At 72.0% G+C, this 16514-nt stretch carries 16 protein-coding genes; 6 read left to right on the top strand and 10 right to left on the bottom strand.

Translation table 11 applies throughout. From position 1 onward, the window contains the following. Positions 1 to 286 precede the first annotated feature (286 nt). Positions 287 to 1714, top strand: a complete 1428-nt coding sequence (locus EUA98_RS03525; RefSeq protein WP_130101291.1) for an HNH endonuclease signature motif containing protein — start codon at positions 287 to 289, stop codon at positions 1712 to 1714. A 39-nt stretch (positions 1715 to 1753) separates the two neighbouring features. On the opposite strand, the gene EUA98_RS03520 is transcribed toward EUA98_RS03525, so the two are convergent. Together EUA98_RS03520 and EUA98_RS03515 are read right to left on the bottom strand one after the other, a co-directional pair. Beyond that, complete coding sequence (locus EUA98_RS03520; protein ID WP_130101290.1) at positions 1754 to 3115, bottom strand: FAD-binding oxidoreductase; 1362 nt, start codon at positions 3113 to 3115, stop codon at positions 1754 to 1756. Between the two features lie 97 nt (positions 3116 to 3212). After that, positions 3213 to 3623 (bottom strand): VOC family protein, encoded by a 411-nt coding sequence (locus EUA98_RS03515; RefSeq protein ID WP_130101289.1) that lies wholly within the window; start codon positions 3621 to 3623, stop codon positions 3213 to 3215. 90 nt (positions 3624 to 3713) lie between these two features. Between EUA98_RS03515 and EUA98_RS03510 the strand changes: the two genes are divergently transcribed. Further along, entirely contained in the window at positions 3714 to 4166 is a 453-nt protein-coding gene (locus EUA98_RS03510) for a GyrI-like domain-containing protein (protein WP_165372700.1), read from the top strand. 12 nt (positions 4167 to 4178) lie between these two features. On the opposite strand, the gene EUA98_RS03505 is transcribed toward EUA98_RS03510, so the two are convergent. After that, positions 4179 to 5189 carry a Gfo/Idh/MocA family protein gene (locus EUA98_RS03505; protein WP_130101287.1) on the bottom strand — a complete coding sequence of 337 codons (1011 nt, stop codon included), beginning with the start codon at positions 5187 to 5189 and terminating at the stop codon, positions 4179 to 4181. A gap of 110 nt (positions 5190 to 5299) precedes the next feature. Between EUA98_RS03505 and EUA98_RS03500 the strand changes: the two genes are divergently transcribed. Next, positions 5300 to 7528: a putative bifunctional diguanylate cyclase/phosphodiesterase gene (locus EUA98_RS03500; RefSeq protein ID WP_130101286.1), complete on the top strand. Its 2229-nt coding sequence runs from the start codon at positions 5300 to 5302 to the stop codon at positions 7526 to 7528. Positions 7529 to 7584: 56 nt separating this feature from the next. Next, on the top strand, positions 7585 to 7986 hold the full coding sequence (locus EUA98_RS03495) for a cupin domain-containing protein (protein ID WP_242511251.1): 402 nt from the start codon (positions 7585 to 7587) through the stop codon (positions 7984 to 7986). Here EUA98_RS03495 and EUA98_RS03490 read toward each other — a convergent pair. After that, positions 7971 to 8699 carry a class I SAM-dependent methyltransferase gene (locus EUA98_RS03490; RefSeq protein WP_165372699.1) on the bottom strand — a complete coding sequence of 243 codons (729 nt, stop codon included), beginning with the start codon at positions 8697 to 8699 and terminating at the stop codon, positions 7971 to 7973. The two genes, EUA98_RS03495 and EUA98_RS03490, sit on opposite strands and share 16 nt — an antisense overlap. Positions 8700 to 8894: 195 nt before the next feature. Between EUA98_RS03490 and EUA98_RS03485 the strand changes: the two genes are divergently transcribed. After that, a complete protein-coding gene (locus EUA98_RS03485) occupies positions 8895 to 10019 on the top strand; it encodes a GGDEF domain-containing protein (protein ID WP_130101284.1) in 1125 nt (374 codons plus the stop codon). A gap of 6 nt (positions 10020 to 10025) precedes the next feature. Here the strand turns inward: EUA98_RS03485 and EUA98_RS03480 are convergent, their stop codons facing one another. From EUA98_RS03480 to EUA98_RS03455, 6 genes are all read right to left on the bottom strand, one after another. Then, entirely contained in the window at positions 10026 to 10691 is a 666-nt protein-coding gene (locus tag EUA98_RS03480; protein WP_130101283.1) for a hypothetical protein, read from the bottom strand. A 309-nt stretch (positions 10692 to 11000) separates the two neighbouring features. Continuing rightward, positions 11001 to 11669, bottom strand: a complete 669-nt coding sequence (locus EUA98_RS03475) for a TetR/AcrR family transcriptional regulator (RefSeq protein ID WP_130101282.1) — start codon at positions 11667 to 11669, stop codon at positions 11001 to 11003. Positions 11670 to 11703: 34 nt separating this feature from the next. Then, entirely contained in the window at positions 11704 to 12186 is a 483-nt protein-coding gene (locus tag EUA98_RS03470; protein ID WP_130101281.1) for a DoxX family protein, read from the bottom strand. 87 nt (positions 12187 to 12273) lie between these two features. Beyond that, positions 12274 to 12852: a DUF4262 domain-containing protein gene (locus EUA98_RS03465; protein WP_130101280.1), complete on the bottom strand. Its 579-nt coding sequence runs from the start codon at positions 12850 to 12852 to the stop codon at positions 12274 to 12276. A 34-nt stretch (positions 12853 to 12886) separates the two neighbouring features. Further along, complete coding sequence (locus tag EUA98_RS03460) at positions 12887 to 14047, bottom strand: acyltransferase family protein (RefSeq protein ID WP_130101279.1); 1161 nt, start codon at positions 14045 to 14047, stop codon at positions 12887 to 12889. A 99-nt stretch (positions 14048 to 14146) separates the two neighbouring features. Then, positions 14147 to 15316: a flavin-containing monooxygenase gene (locus EUA98_RS03455; protein ID WP_130101278.1), complete on the bottom strand. Its 1170-nt coding sequence runs from the start codon at positions 15314 to 15316 to the stop codon at positions 14147 to 14149. A 71-nt stretch (positions 15317 to 15387) separates the two neighbouring features. Here EUA98_RS03455 and EUA98_RS03450 point away from each other — a divergent pair, with 71 nt between their 5' ends. Further along, positions 15388 to 16089, top strand: a complete 702-nt coding sequence (locus EUA98_RS03450; RefSeq protein ID WP_130101277.1) for a TetR/AcrR family transcriptional regulator — start codon at positions 15388 to 15390, stop codon at positions 16087 to 16089. Positions 16090 to 16514 lie beyond the last annotated feature (425 nt).

The raw sequence follows: 16514 nt of genomic DNA, 5'->3' as shown, positions 1-16514 counted from the left end.
CCCTCGCACGACGGTCACCACGCTCGGGAGGGACCCTAGCGGGGCGCGGCTGCGCCAGGGCGCGCGGGCCGGGCCCTGACCGCGGGCCGGGGCACCGAGAATTGCCGGTCGGCCGGTAAATCGGGCCGACCACAGGTCATTAAACAATGGCCCCCGTCCACAGATTTGGACGCATTTCTCGGGATTCACAACGAATGCCCGACGACGGGCCGGGAATGTCAGTGGCTGCCCCTACAGTTTGAGCCACGGGAAATCGATTCTTCGGGCCGACGACGGAGGTGGTGACATGGCCGCTCAGGAGGGCGCTGCCACCCCGTCGACGCCACCGCCCGACCGCGAGCGGCCACGCCCGGCTGACGACGTGTCGGTCGCGCAGCGGTTGGCGCTGATCCGGGAACAGGTCGACTCGTTGGCGCAGATAGCCGCCGCAGACCTGCCCGGATCAGACAGCCTGGCCGGATCGCAGGCCCTGGCACTGTTCGACGCCGCCCACGAGCTCGCGGACCGGTTGCAGGCCGTGGCGGTCAAGGCGCTGCCGGTCGTGGAGGCGCAAGGGTGGTGGGCCACGGGCGGGGCGCGGACGTTCCCGTCCTGGCTCGCGCGGCGCGCACACCTGACCAGCGCCCGCTCCAAGCGGCTGGTGCGGCTGGGTCAGGCGCTGCGCGACGAGCTGCGGCTGACCGCGGTGGCGGTCGCCTCGGGCGGACCTGACCGGGTGAGCACGGAGCAGGCGGAGATCCTCGTGTCGGCCGCCGCAACCAGCGCGCGGCGCCGCGAGGTGCTCGCAGATCCGGACCAGCCCGTCGGGGAGAGATTCCTGCTGGACCAGGCCTCGATGATGAGCGCGGACACGTTGCGGCTGGTGGCACGGCGGTGGGCAGCGGCCGCGGACCCCGAGGCCGACGAGCGCGGATACAAGGACGCGACCGAGCGCGAGTTCTTCGACGTGTCACCCACCACCGGTGGCACCCACCTGTCGGGCTTCCTCACCACCGAGCACGGTCAGGCGCTGCTGGTGGCGCTGCAGGCGGTCGCCGGGGTGCCCGCGGCCGACGACGAACGGACCTCCTCCCAGCGCCGGGCCGGGGCCCTGTCGGACCTGGCACGGCTGAGCCTGGACCACGGCCTGGCGGGGTCCAGCGCCACGGTGCGCCCGCACCTGAGCGTGCTGGTCGAGTACCCGACCTTGATGGCACTGGCATCCGCGGCTGGTGTGAGCGACCCCTCCTGCCACGGGCTGCCGACGCCGGGGTTGGTGGATCCGGCACTGATAGGCCCAGGGGTGACGGATCAGGGGTTGGTGGATCCGGCGCTGGTCAGTCCGGCGGTGTTCGAGGACGGCGAGGCGGTGCCGCGCGCGGTGCTGGACCGGCTGATGTGTGACGGCGAGGTCAGCCGAGTCGTGTTCGGACCGGATTCACAGCTACTGAATGTCGGACGGTCGAGAAGAACATTCGCCGGGCAGCTCCGGCGAGCGATCGTGGCACGAGACAAGCATTGCCAGTACCCGAGCTGTCAGGCTCCGCCGCGCCTGTGCGAGGGGCATCACCGCATTCATTGGGCACGTGATCACGGGGATACCGACGCGACCACCGGCGTCCTGCTGTGCTGGCACCACCACGAAACCGTGCACGACGACGGCATCGAGATCACCTGGAAGCCCGGCGGAGGCTGGGAGTTCACCGACCGCCACGGCAACGTGCTCAGTCTGTGAGCGAGTCGGGCCGCAGTTCCGGCGGCAGAATCACGTCAGTCAGGGGCCGGTGGCCGGCCTGATGTTCTGGTTCCGGCGGAACACGTTGCCCGGGTCGTAGGTGGCCTTGATCCGTTCGAGCCGGTCCCCGGTCTGGCCGGGGTACGCGGCGCGGACGCCGGCCTGACCGTCTTGGGCGAGGAAGTTGACGTACGCGCCGTCGTCGCCCTGGTAAATCGCCCGGGCCAGGTCCGCCACCCAGTCGGCCTTCGCGGGCCGGTCGTCCTGACCGTCGTAGAACGCGGCCACGTTGACCATGATGCGACTGGTCCGGTGGGCGTACGCGGTGGCTGCGGGCGCCACCCGGGCGATGGCTCCCCCCAGCACCCGCAGCTGGGTCACCCGCATCGTCGCGTCGGAGGCGGCGAGGCGATCGAGGATCGTGGTCGCGGTGTCGAGGTCGACGGACTTCATGAACATCGTCTGCGAGACGGCGGTGGGGTGGTAGTCGGGATCCTCCGGCAGGAAGATGTTCGCGTACTTCATCGGCGCGACCAGGTTGGCCAGCGGCGGCGCCAGGTCGACGAACGGTGCCAGTGCCCGGTCCGCCGCACCCGGGTCGCCCGCGAAGCAGATCAGCGCCATCACGACGAGGCTGCCATGGTGCTCTGCCGGCACGAACGGCACCGGCGGGAGGGTCATCACGTTGGCGATCGTCGTGAGCTCGTCCGGTGCCGCCTCGGCCGCGGCGACGAAGCCGGCGACGACCTCCGCGGTGGCCGGCAGCACCAGGATTCCGCCGACGACGTCGTCGACCGGGTGCAGCCGGAACTGGAACCGCGTGGCGACGCCGAAGCTCCCCCCGCCGCCCCGGATCGCCCAGAACAGATCAGGGTGGGAACGGTCGTCGACCCGCAGCAGCTCGCCGTCGGCGGTCACCACCTCGGCGGCGAGCAGGCTGTCGATGGTCAGCCCGTACTTGCGGGACAGCAGCCCCACCCCTCCTCCGAGCGTCAGACCGCCGAGCCCGACCGACCCCGTGTCGCCGAATCCGGTGGCGAGCCCGTGCTCGGCGGCCGCCGTCGTGTACCGGCCCGCGGTGAGGCCCGCCCCCGCCCACGCCGTCCGGCTCGGCACATCGATCTCGAACGAGTCCAGATCGCGCACGTCCAGCACGATCCCGCCGTCGGTGGTGCTGTGGCCCGCGCCGCTGTGCCCGCCCGAGCGGACGGCGAGCTCGCTCCCGGCCTGGCGGGCGAGCTCGATCACTCCGGCGACGTCGTCGGCGTCGGCCACCCGGACGATGAGGTCGGGCCGAGGATCGATCCCACCCATCACGACGGTGCGCGCCTCGTCGTACCCCGGGTCGTGGGGCCCGAGCGCGGGCCCACGGAACTGTCTGGTGCTCTGTTCGGTCGACATGCGTTGCTCCCGATGCGGTCTCGGCTGGCGTCGAACGGCGAAACGACCACGTTGGCACAGCGGCCGACCGCGCACAACGGGAGCGGCGATCGCGGGGTCAGGCCGCGGTCGGGTCCGCCTGCATCAGCCCGAGGAGGTTGCCGTCCGGGTCCTTGACGTAGGCGAGCCAGCCCACCCCCGGCGTCGCCGCGAGCGGGAGCGCGACCGTGGCCCCGGCAGCCACCGCCTTGTCGACGTAGGCGGCGCAGTCGGGCACGTCGACGGTGATGACGAAGGCGTTGACCGGCTGCCCCTCGGCCGGGCGGTCGGCGGCGCGCTGCACCAGCCCCCCGTCGATCCCCGGCTCGGAGGACGGCACACCAGACATGGGGTCGCCGTCGCCGGTGCTCACCAGCCAGTAGGGGATGTCGCCCCACTGCTCGAAACGCCAGCCGAAGACCGACTCGTAGAAGGTTCGCACGGCGTCAGGGTCCGTGGCGTGGATCTCAAAATGCACAGGTCTGGGCATGAGATCGACGCTACAACGGTCGACTCGGCGCCGCCCGACGAGCTCGCCCTCGACTCGCCGCCGAGGCGTGCGGTTGGCAGGGTGGGATCCATGGACTACCGGGTCGAACGGGTCGCGTTGGAAGAGCAGCCGACGGCAGTCGTGCGCGCCGTCGTGCCGGAGGCGGGGATCGCCGAGTTCCTCGGCGGGGTGTTCGGGGAGGTGATCGAGGTCATCGGCGCCCAGGGTCTGCACCCGGCCGGCCCGCCGTTCGGGTGCTACGTGCCGACCCCCGACGGCTTCCAGGTCGAGCCCGGCTTCCCGGCCACCGGGCCGGTGGAACCGAGCGGCCGCGTCCTGCCCGCCACGCTCCCCGCCGGTCCTGCCATCGTGGTGCTGCACACGGGCCCGTACAGCGCGGTCGCCGCGGCGTACGAGGCAGCGCAAGCGTGGCTGGTCGACCACGACGGGGAGGCCACGGCTCCGCCGTGGGAGACCTACCTCGACGGCCCCGAGGTGGCCGAGCCCCGAACCCTCGTCTACGTGCCCTGCCGACCCCGCTGACCCCCGTAGTAGTCAGGCCCTGGGGGCGCTCGCGTCCCGGTAGGCGGCGAGGATCGAGTCGACGGCGTGTGCGGTGCGCAGCGCGCTGGCTCCCGTGCTCGGGCACTCGCCCCGCCCGGTGAGGGCGTCGACGACGGTCTGGATCAGGGGCAGCTGGACCGTCTGCGGGTAGGGCGCGGCGATCTCGCGCAGCCCGGTCGACGTCGTCAGCCGCAGCGGTTCCTGCCCGAACGAGGAGAAGTGCAGGGTGCCGGCCGAGCCGATGATCTCGATCTCGTCCAGGCGATCCTGGGCGTTGAAGTCCCACAGGCCGGCGCCCACGACGTCCGAGCCGAAGGTGAACGTGGCGGCCACCGTGTCCTCCGCCGGGTAGCGCCCGTCCCGGCTGGTCGCGACGCCGCTCGCGTGGCTGATCGGCCCGAGGAGCAGGTCCAGCAGGTCCAGCGTGTGCGACCCCAGGTCGACGAACAGGCCCCCGCCGGAGATCTCGGGCTGCAGCCGCCACGGCATCGGGCCCGGTCCCCAGGTGGGCGCCGGGCTCTGCAGGCGCACAGTCACCGCGCGCACGTCGCCGAGCGCGCCGCCGTGCAGCAGGTCGTTGACGGTGACGAACCTCGGCATCGCGCGCCGGTAGTAGGCCACGAAGAGCGGGACCGCCGCCGCCTCGCACGCGCTGATCATCGACTCGCACTCGGCCGCCGTGCGCGCCATCGGCTTCTCGACGTAGACCGGCTTGCCGGCGGCCGCGGCCCGGACCGTGTAGTCGTGGTGCGAGCTCGGCGGGGTGGCGACGTAGACGGCGTCGACGTCGGGATCGGCCAGCAGGGCGTCCGCGTCGTCGTACCACCGCGGCACGCCGTGCCGGCGCGCGTAGTCGGCGGCCTTGGCGCCGTCGCGGCGCATCACCGCGACGAGCTCGGAGCCGCGCGCCTCCTGGAAGCCTGGACCGCTCTTCGACTCGGTGACGTCGCCGACGCCGATGATGCCCCACCGGATCGGCGGCCCGAGCGGCTGCGTGTTCACGCGACGACCCTAGCCGGGGCCCCGCCACGTGCTCGACGCTGCTTACTCGGCGTTGGGCTGTTCGATAAGCCTGTATGACCGAATTGCCGTGATCCCGGTAGCCTTCGCACATGTCAGCGGAGTCCCTCACGGAGGGCGCATGGCGGCCCGCGGACGATCCCGACCCGCGCCGCACCAGCGTTCCTCAGCGCCTCCGCTTCCTCGAACCGTTGACCTGCCTCGCGCTGGCCGTCCATGCGCTCGCGATCCAGGTCGTCGCCGACGAGGGATGGGCGTCAGCCATCAACGGTGCGGTCGCGATCCTCGTCGTGCTCGGCGTGGTGGGCCTGGTCGGCTGGCAGGGGCCGGCCAGCGTGACCGTGCGGGCGGCGGCCATCCTCGTGCTCGGCTACCTGCTCATGGCCCTGAACGACCACGTCAGCGGCTACTTTCTCCTCTGGTACTTCGTGCTGGCTGCGGTGTACCCGCTGGTGCTGCCGCGCGAGATCGGCCGGCTGGTCGCCGTCGTCGTCCCGATCACCTATCTCGCGCTGCTGCCGCTCGAGGCGGCCGACGGGCCCGCCCCGGTCGCCCTCGTGCGCGCGTTCTCTCTCGCGCTCGTCGCGGCCTTCGTGCACACCGCGGCCTCGGCCTATCGCGCGGCGGTGGCGGACCGAGACCGGGCTCTGGCCCTGCTCGACACCTACGTCGATGCCACACCCGTCGGGCTGGGGTTCTGGGACCTCGACCTCAGGTTCCGCCGCCTGAACGACGCCATGGCCGCGCTCGCCGGGTTGCCGGTCAAGCAGCACCTCGGGCGGGCCGTGACCGACATCGCCACCTCGACGCCGCCGCTGGCACTCAACCTCCACCGCGTGCTGATGTCCGGTCAGCCGGTCGGGGACGTCGAGCTGACCGACGGTGAGCGAGCGTGGACCTCGAGCTACTTCCCGGTGCGGTTGGGTGGCACGGTTCTCGGCGTCGGGGCCGTCGTCATCGACGTCACCGACCAGCGTCAGGCCGCACGGGCCCTGGCCCACTCGGCGACCCATGACGCCCTGACGGGCCTGCCCAACCGGGCGCTCTTCAGCGACCGGCTCGAGGTCGCCCTGCAGCAGGCCACGCGGGGCGGGGGTGTGGTGGCCGTCCTGTTCTGTGACGTCGACCGGTTCAAGGTGATCAACGACTCCCTCGGCCATGCCGCCGGCGACGACCTGCTGCGCGCGGCGGCCGCGCGGCTCACCGGCGTGGTCCGCGCGGGCGACACCGTGGCCCGGCTCGGAGGCGACGAGTTCGCCGTCCTGTGCCAGGAGGTCACCGACCTCGAGGAGGCGAAGGCGGTCGGGGAGCGTCTCTGCGGGGTCCTGCGCGATCCGATCGAGGTCGGGGACCGGATCATCACCTCGACCATGTCGGTCGGGGTCACGATCTGCGTCGCCGGCGAGCAGGATGCCGCGGACGTGCTGCGGGATGCCGACGTCGCGATGTACCAGGCGAAGGACGCCGGTCGCGACCGGGTCGCGGTCTTCGACGCTCGGCTCCGCACCAGCGTGAGCGAGCGGTTCGAGTTCCATGGCGCCCTGCGCCGGGCCGTCGACCAGGGCGAGATCACCGTTGCCTACCAGCCCGTGCTGGCACTGGGCGAGCCCGGGCCCGACGGAGAGCCGTCTCGCCCCGAGGTGGTCGGGGTGGAGGCCCTCGCCCGGTGGCACCGGCCGGGGCACGGTGACGTGTCACCCGCGGTGTTCATCCCGATGGCGGAGGACCTCGGCCTCATCCACGCCCTCGGCGAGCAGGTGCTGCGGGCAGCGTGCACCGCCGTCCGGCGGTGGCGGGACGAGACCGGCCGCCCCCTGACCGTGGCGGTGAACCTCTCGGCCCGCCAGCTGGCCGAGGCCGGTTGTGTGGACGACGTCGCGGCTGTGTTGAGCGACGTCGGGCTGCCGCCGACCGCCCTGCAGCTGGAGATCACCGAGAGCGTGCTGATGGTCGACCTCGAGCACAGCCTGCGCCAGCTCGGTGCGCTGCGCGCGCGCGGGGTGCGCGTCGCCGTCGACGACTTCGGGACCGGCTACAGCTCGCTCGCGTACCTGCGCGACCTGCCGGTCGACATCCTCAAGATCGACCAGTCGTTCACGCGCCGACTGCCCGGCGACCAGGAGATGCTCGCGTTCATCGTCCAGCTCGCCCGCGCGATCGGCGCGACCACGGTGGTGGAAGGGGTCGAGACGCGCGAACAGCTGGACGTCGTCACCCGGGTCGGGTGCGACCAGGCGCAGGGCTACTACCTGAGCCGCCCCCTGTCGCCCGATGCGGCCGCGGAGTACCTCGGCGCCACTCCCTGCGCGGTAGCGCGCTGATCACGGCCGTCGACTCGCGCCTCGAGCTCGATGTCGGCAAGGTGAGGTGAGTTGAGGTGAGGTCCGCGATCCAGCACGTCGACCAGGAGGACACCATGTCAGGACTCATCCGCAAGAGCTTCGACGCACCGGAGGAGACGCGACCGTTCGTGGGCGGCACGGGGCAGCTCCAGATGGTCAACCTCGACGGGGCGCCGGTCGGACGGGCCACGTTCCAGCCCGGCTGGCGATGGTCGGAGCACGTCAAGCCGATCGCCAAGACGGACAGCTGCCAGGCGGCGCACCTGGCGTACGTCGTGTCCGGGCGGATCAAGGTCGTGATGGACGACGGCGAGGAGATGGAGTTCGGGCCCGGCGACCTCGCCCAGATGGCGCCCGGGCACGACGCGTGGACGCTCGGTGACGAACCGTGCGTGCTGGTCGACTGGCAGGGGTACGCCGACTACGCCAAGCCCTGACCCGCGCCCGGTCTGGTCCCCCGCACGAGCTGTTCCTTCGGCCCCGCATGGAGGAAGGAGACGACGACGTCGACGAAGCCGGCCTCGTCCATCAACCGCCGCGCGTCGGCATCGCTCCACTGCCACTCGCCCCACACATCGACCGTGCTCGACTCGGCCTCGTTCTTGACCCGCTTGCCCAACCCGAGCACGACGCGCCCACCGGGCCGAAGCACCCGATACATCTCCCGCAACGCCTGCGCAGGATCCCGGAGGAACTTCACGCAGTCCAGCGAGGCCACGACGCTGAACCGCCCGTCGTCCCACGGCAGCACCGTGGCATCGCCCTGGACGATCTCGCCCGTCCCGGCGGCGATCCGATCAGCGAGGTTCTGTCGAGCCATCCGCAGCTGGATCTCCGAGAGGTCCAGGCCGGCGACGAAGCGCACCTGCGAGGCGTGCTGCGCCAGCAGGCCCGCGGCTCCGCAGCCGACGTCGAGCAGGTCATCCTCGGGCTGGAGGGCCAGCTCCTCGGCCATGGCAGCGAAGTACGACGACCGCTTCGCCAACACCCGGGCGCCGACAGTGCCGAGCCGCCCGCTCGGGACCCCGGCGAACGCGGACCAGAAGACCCGGCGCGCACCGTTGCCCGCTGTGCCCTTCGACCGGGTCACGACCACGAGGGTGCCCGCCAGGACCACGGCCACCCCTGTCAGCTGAATCCACCGACGCATTGCCGTACCCCCATCGTCGACATCTGCTTTCCGGACATCTGCACCTGCCTCACGTTCGCAGCGCGCCGACATCGCCGACCAGGGGCGTTGGGCCCGGACGGTGCAAGAATGTGCGCCCCGGCCGGCCGACGCCACCCCGCCCGGAGCACACCTGGTCTACCCGACCGGTGACCAGGTGGCGGGAGGCGAGGGCTCGTGCAGCGTCGTACCGGATGGCCCGCGTCCCAGCCAGGTGTCGACCTCGCCGGGCTCGCCCGACGCGTCGTGGCCCTCGGCATCGCGGTGGGCGCCCCGATCATCGCCGGCACCTGGTACCGGGAGGGGCCCCAGGACCCCTGGGTGCACTGGGGCTACCCGCCGCTGGGCGCGGTGCTCCTGGTCTTCGCGTGGATCCTGCTCCGTCGGCAGGAGTGGGCCATTCGCGCGGCACTGGCGATCCTCGTGCTGCTCGAGGCGTTGTGGGTCGTCATCGCATTGGGCCGGATCGCGCAGGCACCCGACGCCGCGACCGCCTGGGCCTTGTTGCTGCCGACCCCGCTCCTCGGCGTGGTGGTGTGCCTCATCGTCGGCTTCCTGTTCCAGAGCACCCGCACCGCACTCGTGCACGGCACGGTCTATGCCGCCCTCATCACCGCGGTGATCGCGACGGCGCTGGGGCAGCGACCCGGCGGAGCCTTCTACGTCTGGCAGTCGCTGCGTTACGGCGTCTACCTCGGCGTGTTCCTCGTCCTGCTTCTCGTGCTGTCGAGGGCGAAAGAGCACGTCACCTCGGCGGTGGCCGACGCCGCGCGCGCCGATGCGACCGCGTCCCGGATGCGCGACATGGCCTACCTGGACGAGCTCACCGGCATCGCCAACCGGCGCCGCCTCCTCGAGGAGCTCGGGCACCAGGCGGGGCTCGTCAGCCCCTCCCACCCCGTCTGTGTCGTGTACTTCGACCTCGATCACTTTAAACAGGTCAACGACACCTTCGGGCACGACCTGGGTGACCAGGTGCTGCGGGTGGTCGCCGAGGTCGCGGCCCGCACGGTGCGCGACGGCGACGTGCTCGCCCGCCTGGGCGGCGAGGAGTTCGTCCTGGTCACGCCGGCCACCGACCACCACCAGGCGGTCCAGCTGGCCGAGCGGTTGCGGCAGGCCCTGCCCCAGGAGCTGACGGTGGCGGTCGGGGTGCGCGTCACCGCCAGCTTCGGGGTCACCGAGCTGCAGCACGACGAGTCCGCCACGTCGGTGCTGCGCCGGGTCGACGAGCTCATGTATCGCGCCAAGGCCGACGGGCGCGACCGGGTGCAGTCCGCGGGCCCGGCGGGACCCTGGTGACCGCGGTCAGCAGGCGTTGAGCTCCGCCGTCCAGCCACCTCCGGAGACCTGGACGGCCTCGAACCGTACGTCGCCGAGCAGGCCGGACCGCGCGGTGAGGCCGGGCGCCGCATCGTCCCAGCGGATCGGGACGAACGTGGTCGACACGTACCCGCCGCACGAGCCACACCCGACGTTGCGAAGCTCGATGTCCGCCAGCCGCACCGCGAGCTCGGCGGCCGCCAACGAGGCGGGATCGACCCCACCGACGGGTGGCGTCTCGCCCGCCGACGTCGCCACGGCGCCAAGGTCCGCGTCGAAGCGTGCCGCCGCCGGTGACCCGTTCGCCAGACACCCGATCATCTCGTCGGCCGAGGGCTCCTCGCGCGGGTAGGTGCCCGCCGCGATTCGGAAGGAGCTGATCGCGGCGTATCGCGAGACGAGGTCGCTGTAGGTCAGGAGCACGGCGCGCAGCAACGGTTCCGGCATCCCGGGGGGAATGGTCGCCGCGACCTGCTCCGGCTCGGCGGCCTGCACCGCGGCGACCGTGCGAGCGTCCACCACCACCGCCGTCGAACGCACCGCGCCGTTGATCAGGGCTGCCGCCTCCCGCAGCCGCGAGTCAGCGGAGCGGGCCGCGTCGACGAAGGGGGCGAGATCACCCGCCGCGGTGGGCACGGTCGGTGCGGGCACGGTCGGTGCGGGCGTCGGGGCCGTTCTCGAGGGCGAGGGCATGGCCGGGGTCTCGATGGCCGACGTCGGCGGCGCCTCCGCTGGATCTCGTGGACCGGGGCTGCACCCCCCGAGACCCAACGAAGCGACGATCACGAGGGAGATCCCACCCAGATGCTGCCGGCGCACGATGCACGTCCCTTGTGGGGATCGGTGCTCCGTCCACCGAAGAACCGTCCTCGTCTCCATCATCCATCCGCGGCGCGTCGGCCGCCTGGGCGGCGTGCGAGCCCGCAGGTCGATCCCGAACGGCGCCGAAGCCACCCCGGCTCAGGCTCCCGGCGACGCCGCGCGCACGATCGCCGTCCCCGCACGGAGCAGCGCCGCCGTCACCCGCGTCGCGGGCACCCCACGCCCGGCGGCCATCGCCCCGTCGCGCACCATCACGAGCTCGACGGCGGTCAGGTCAGGATCCTCGACGCCCATCTGCTCGAGCACCTCGCGCGCGGCCCCTCGCAGCCAGGTCCGGTGCCTCTCGACGGCCACATGCACCGGATGAGCATCGTCGGGGTACTCGGCGACCGCGTTGAGGAACGGACACCCGCGAAATCCGGCGCCGCACGCTTCCTCCCCCAACGTCCGGGCATAGATCCTGAGCACCTCGACGGGCCGACCGGCGTAGGCGGCGCGCCAATCCGCGACGGCGCGCTGCTCGGCCGCGGAGACCGCCGAGAGGTAGGCAACGACGAGGTCGTCCTTGGTCGGGAAGTGCCGGTAGAACGTCGTCTTGGTCACGCCCGCGGCGTCGATCACGGCGTCGGCGCTGACCGCCCGGATCCCCTGCCCGTAGAACAGGGGCCCGGCCGCGTCGAGGATGCGTCGGGCCGCCTCGGCCTGCCCACCCTGGCGCGTCGGTCGCCCGACGACCGGGGACGAGGTCCGCGCCGACAGGCCCTCGACGGTCACCACGGGTCGCTCACCGGGTCGGAGTGCGACCATGCGCACGGTGCCGAGCGGATCATCATCTCGGCCGTCATGCGGACCGGCCGCCGCCACGGTGGTGCCGCCAGGTCCGCCAGGCACCCGTCGACCACAGCGCCCACACCACGAGCAGCGGCTGGAAGATCAACCGGGTCGCGCGAGCCGCATCGGTGTCCAGGCCGAACGCATCCGTGTGCGTGACGAGCTGCGAGATGTTGCCGGGGAAGATCGCGACGAAGAACGCGGCGGCCAGCCCGCCGACGATCGCACGACGTCGGCGGCGCACGACGACGAGGGCGGTGCCGAGCGTGATCTCGACGATGCCCGAGGCGAGAACCACCGCGTCGGCGTCGAGCGGCACCCAGGTCGGCACCTGCGCCTGGAACTCCTGGCGGCTCACGGTGAGGTGGGTGATCCCCGCGAAGACGAGGACACTCCCCAGCGCGATGCGCCCGACCGTGCGACGACGGGTGTCGACACCGGGGACGGTCGAGCGCGCGGGGGGCTGCGCGGTCGTTGACTCGAGCGTGCCCATGGCGGACTCCTTAGTAGACGTACTAGTTCGTCTACCTTAGTCGACGAGGCCGACTCTTGCCACCTCCTCCGGTTGAGTGGGCGCTCGTCACGCCGTGAAGCGGCCCGGCCGCGGCTGGACCCAGGGCGGAACCGCATACCCGTCGTCCCAGGGGAATCGCCCGGCCGTGTCGTCGTACGTCAGCTGCAGCACCGGAACCGAGGCTTCGTCCGGCCGCTGGTAGTGCCGGTTCGCGGTGAACACGATCTGGCCGGGGTTCGGCGACGGTTCGACCACGACGCGATGGGGCCAGCGGTCGAACGCCAGCAGCTCACCGACGACGAGCTGACCGCCCCGGCGGACCCGGGCCGCGACCTCGTTGAGGAGCGACATCGCGGTATCCGGGTCGAGCCCGACCGCCAGCACCTCGGGGTGGCCGATGCCGAACAGGCCCACGGTGTACGCGATCGAGGTCCGTCGCGCTCGCGGGTCCCCGATCACGTAGGAGATATGGACGCCGTAGACGCGGATCTGCTCCGCGACGAGCTGCGCGTGCTGGTCGAGCCAAGCGGTGTCCCGGGGATCGTCGATGTGCACCACTGAGGCCTCCTCGGTTCCGTGCGAGACCCGACCGTAGATGCCGGTCCCCCCGGCCGCTCCGGTCATCCACAGGGCTTCGTCCTCCACAACCGGTGCGGACGGTGCTCGCGATGGTGGCGCGCTAGACGAATCGGCCGACCGCGGGGATGCGCGTCAGCAGCGCACCCGCACCGAAGGAGACCAGCACCCCGAGGACGCTGACCGCCAGCCACTCGGCCTCCGGGGGCAGCCGCACGGCATGGCTCGCGAGCACCAGCCCGACCAGCACGATCTGGTGCACGACGAAGGCCGCGAACGCTGCGCGGCTGGCCTCCCGCGCCAGGCGGCCCTGGTGGTCGAACCGCCAACGGAACACGTCCACCAGCCACAGCGGCATGGAGACCACGAGCACGCCCTCGATCACGGCGAGCACGAGCGACTGCCAGGTGTCGTTCCCGGCGAAGGCGTCCAGATCGGCGTCGAGCACCCCGGCCACGCCGATGACCAGCGCTGCACCCACGATGGCGGTCATCCCGACCCGTCGCGCCCAGCCCGCGATCGCCGGCTCGATCGGATCGAACCAGCCACGCTCCGCCCCGACCACCCCGAGCGCGAAGCCGGTGACCCACGCGGGCGCCTGCCCCAGGGCCAGACGGCCGACCTCGTCACCGACCGGGATCTCGAACCGCACGAACCAGCTCACGAGGGCGACGGTCGCCGCAGCGGCGACGAGATACCGGCGGCGCAGCGGTGTGGCCGCCGGGCGACGGGGGACGAGCTGCCGCACGAGGGCGTACACCACCGAGAACAGCAGCAGCACGGCGAGGAACCACGTGGGTCCCCACGAAGGCGGCACCGGCCAGGACCACCAGACCACCTCGACCGTGTACGCCGCGAACCCGCGGTCCCAGCCGGCGCGCTCCGGGTCGGCCCACTCGACGAACGGCGCCAGGACGACGATGAAGAACAGCATCGGCACGGCGAGCCGGAGGGTGCGGTCGATGAGGAACCTGCGCAGACCCTTGCGCTCGAGCGACTGCGGCGTGAACATGCCCGCGAGCATGAAGAACACCGCGAGGCCGAACAGGGATCCGGCGGAGGCCAGGACGAGCAGGCTGAACAGCGGCTCCCGCACCGGTCCCTCGGTGAAGACCCAGTTGCCCACCCCGGTCCAGGCGATGGTCACGTGCGCCACGATCACGCCGATCACGAGCACGACCTTGAGGTTGTCCGCCCAGGCCGCACGCGACCGCCCGGCCTGGCGGGCGCGGTGTGCCTGGGGATCGGCGAAGACAGGTGCCATGGCAGCCCCTCCATGCCCAGTGTGCGCACCGCGGGGAGCCGCACCGAAGGGGCAAAGGTCCCCGGACACCTCGATGCCCGGGGCCTGGGGCGGCGCGCCTCAGGCCTTCGGCACCCCGGTCGGCTCGGCCCCCGAGTCCTCATGCCGCCCCGGACGATCGGCGGCGGGCTGGTCGAGTCGTCCGCCTGGCGCCGTCGCCGCTTTCGTGGCGCGGGCGAGATGGTCCGCGACGTGCTTCGCGTCGCGAGCGACGCCGTGGATCATCGAGGAGGCCAGCGAGTACTGGAACAGCTGGCCGAGAAGGTACAGGCCCGGCTGCGACGGGCACACTCCGCGGTCGTGGACGGGCAGGCCGTCGGCCCCGAACACCGGAACGTCGATCCAGGAGTAGTCCGGCCGATACCCCGTGCACCAGACCACGCTCGCGACCCGCAGCACCTGGCCGCCTTCGGTCACGGGCAGCCCGTCGCGGACCCCGACGACCCGCGGTACCCGGTGCACGCCGGCGGCCGCGAGGTCGCCGGTCTTGACCCGGATCAGCGGCCCGCTGTGGGCGAGCACCTGGGGCCGGGCGCGCCGCCCCATGGGCGTGCCCGTGGTGAGGACGTGGGCGAAGGCGGTGAACACCAGCATGCTGAGGAGCCGAGAGGTCGGGCGCTCGATCCGGAAGGGCACCTGCCCCGGGTGCCTGCCGGCGAGATGCACGGGGTGGGTGCGAGACAGCTCCAGGGCGATGTCCGCACCCGAGTTGCCTGCTCCCACCACCAGGACGTCGCCGTCGGGGAACTGCTCAGCATTGCGGTACTCCGCCGAGTGCAGCTGGGTGATGGTCGGCTCGAGCTCGGCGCTGAAGGTCGGCGTCTGGGGCAGACGGTCGAAGCCGGCCGCCACGATGACGTGGTCCGCCCGCAGGCTGCCGCCGTCGACCTCGACGACGTACCCCGTTCCGTCCCGGGCAAGGCGCCGAACCGGTGTGCTCGGACGGACCGGGAGGCCGTGCTGCACGGCATAGCGCTCGAGGTAGTCGGCGAACTCCTCACGCGACGGGAACGACCACGGGGACCCGGGGAACGTGCTGCCGGGCAGCGCGTCGTAACGCGCGGGGGTGAACAGGCGCAGGGAGTCCCACCGCTGGCGCCAGGAGTCCCCGACGCGCTCGTGCGCATCGAGGAGCACGAACGAGCGACCCTGCTGCGCAAGGTGGAAGCCGACGGCCAGACCTGCCTGTCCGGCTCCGACGACGACGGTGTCGATCCGCTCGATGACCATCGATCCTCCTCCGGAAGACTCGTTGGACGCGATTCGTCCGAAGTGACTTCGGATGAAACTACGATAGACCCGTGACGTCGACAGTCAAGAGGCGCAGCTACCGGTCCGAGGTCCGTTCCGCCCAGGCGGACGCGACCCGCGACGCAGTCCTTCTCGCCGCGCGGGAGCTGTTCACCTCCGAGGGCTACGGCTGCCCGATCGCCCGGATCGCCGAGCGCGCCGGCGTGGCCGTCGACACCATCTACACGAGCGTCGGACGCAAGCCGGCGCTCGTCCTCGCCGTGATCGACATGGTGCTGGGCGATGCCGACCGGCCGCTCCCGGCCGAGCAGCGGGACTACGTGCAGCGCATCCGGGCGGCCGACGGAGCGCTGGAGAAGATCGCGATCTACTCCAGCGCTCTCGCCCGGCTCCTTCCCGTCGTGGCCCCGCTCCAGGAGGCCTTGCGCGACGCCAGCCGCACGGATCCGGGGTGTGCGCAGACCTGGGCGCGGCTCGAGGAGCGCCGAGCCGGCAACATGCTGCTGTTCGCGCAGGACCTGCGCGCGACCGGCGAGGTCCGCGGCGACCTCGCCGACCAGCAGGTGGCCGACATCGTGTGGTCGACGAACAGCTCCGAGTACTACTCGCTCCTGTCCCGCCGGGGCTGGAGCCCGGAGCGGATCGGTGGCCACCTCGCCGAGCTGTGGACCCGCACCCTGATCGCCCCCGCGGTCTGGGTGTCGGACGTGGCAGCGCCGCCGGTGCGGGACGCACGAGGACCCTCAGGGTGAGCATGGCGAACGAGCCGATACCGCTCGAGGTCCACGACGACGTCAAGGACATGCGCGACCATCTTGGGAAGCTCAAGCAGCTCGGCATCGAGGCGATCAACGAATGACCGACCGCGCCCACGCCCGGATGCGCCGTCGGCCTCGGCGACCTGGGGGCGGGCCTCCACGGTCCCCACGCACTCCCGCGCTGCGTCAGCGCCGATCCCGCCGGTCAGCTCGCGCACGCGGGCAAGGCCCTCCTCGCCGCGCTCCGCCACGATGTGGGTGGCGCCGAACCCGGTCACGACCTTCGGTGGCCATCACGTCCGAGAGGGCGAGCAGACTCGGGATCAGGTCCCCCGGCTTGACGGCTCTTCGTTCTTAACCGGGCAGATCGGTGTTCTTGGCTGCCTCCCGGCGGTGTTTGCGGGTGCAGGCCCAGCGTA

This window comes from Pengzhenrongella frigida, assembly GCF_004168625.1.
In the GTDB taxonomy this organism is placed as follows: Bacteria; Actinomycetota; Actinomycetes; order Actinomycetales; family Cellulomonadaceae; genus Pengzhenrongella; species Pengzhenrongella frigida.
The sequence above is the reverse complement of the archived record's forward strand: the minus strand, read 5'-3'. Positions and strand labels throughout refer to the sequence as shown.

What these genes read in the sequence shown, in the direction of transcription:
- EUA98_RS03475 (WP_130101282.1), bottom strand. Translation starts at nt 11,669, where the DNA reads ATGGTCGCACTCCGACCCGGTGAGCGACCCGTGGTGACCGTCGAGGGC.
- EUA98_RS03525 (WP_130101291.1), top strand. Translation starts at nt 287, where the DNA reads ATGGCCGCTCAGGAGGGCGCTGCCACCCCGTCGACGCCACCGCCCGAC.
- EUA98_RS03455 (WP_130101278.1), bottom strand. Translation starts at nt 15,316, where the DNA reads ATGGTCATCGAGCGGATCGACACCGTCGTCGTCGGAGCCGGACAGGCA.
- EUA98_RS03510 (WP_165372700.1), top strand. Translation starts at nt 3,714, where the DNA reads ATGGACTACCGGGTCGAACGGGTCGCGTTGGAAGAGCAGCCGACGGCA.
- EUA98_RS03460 (WP_130101279.1), bottom strand. Translation starts at nt 14,047, where the DNA reads ATGGCACCTGTCTTCGCCGATCCCCAGGCACACCGCGCCCGCCAGGCC.
- EUA98_RS03490 (WP_165372699.1), bottom strand. Translation starts at nt 8,699, where the DNA reads ATGCGTCGGTGGATTCAGCTGACAGGGGTGGCCGTGGTCCTGGCGGGC.
- EUA98_RS03520 (WP_130101290.1), bottom strand. Translation starts at nt 3,115, where the DNA reads ATGTCGACCGAACAGAGCACCAGACAGTTCCGTGGGCCCGCGCTCGGG.
- EUA98_RS03470 (WP_130101281.1), bottom strand. Translation starts at nt 12,186, where the DNA reads ATGGGCACGCTCGAGTCAACGACCGCGCAGCCCCCCGCGCGCTCGACC.
- EUA98_RS03515 (WP_130101289.1), bottom strand. Translation starts at nt 3,623, where the DNA reads ATGCCCAGACCTGTGCATTTTGAGATCCACGCCACGGACCCTGACGCC.
- EUA98_RS03500 (WP_130101286.1), top strand. Translation starts at nt 5,300, where the DNA reads ATGTCAGCGGAGTCCCTCACGGAGGGCGCATGGCGGCCCGCGGACGAT.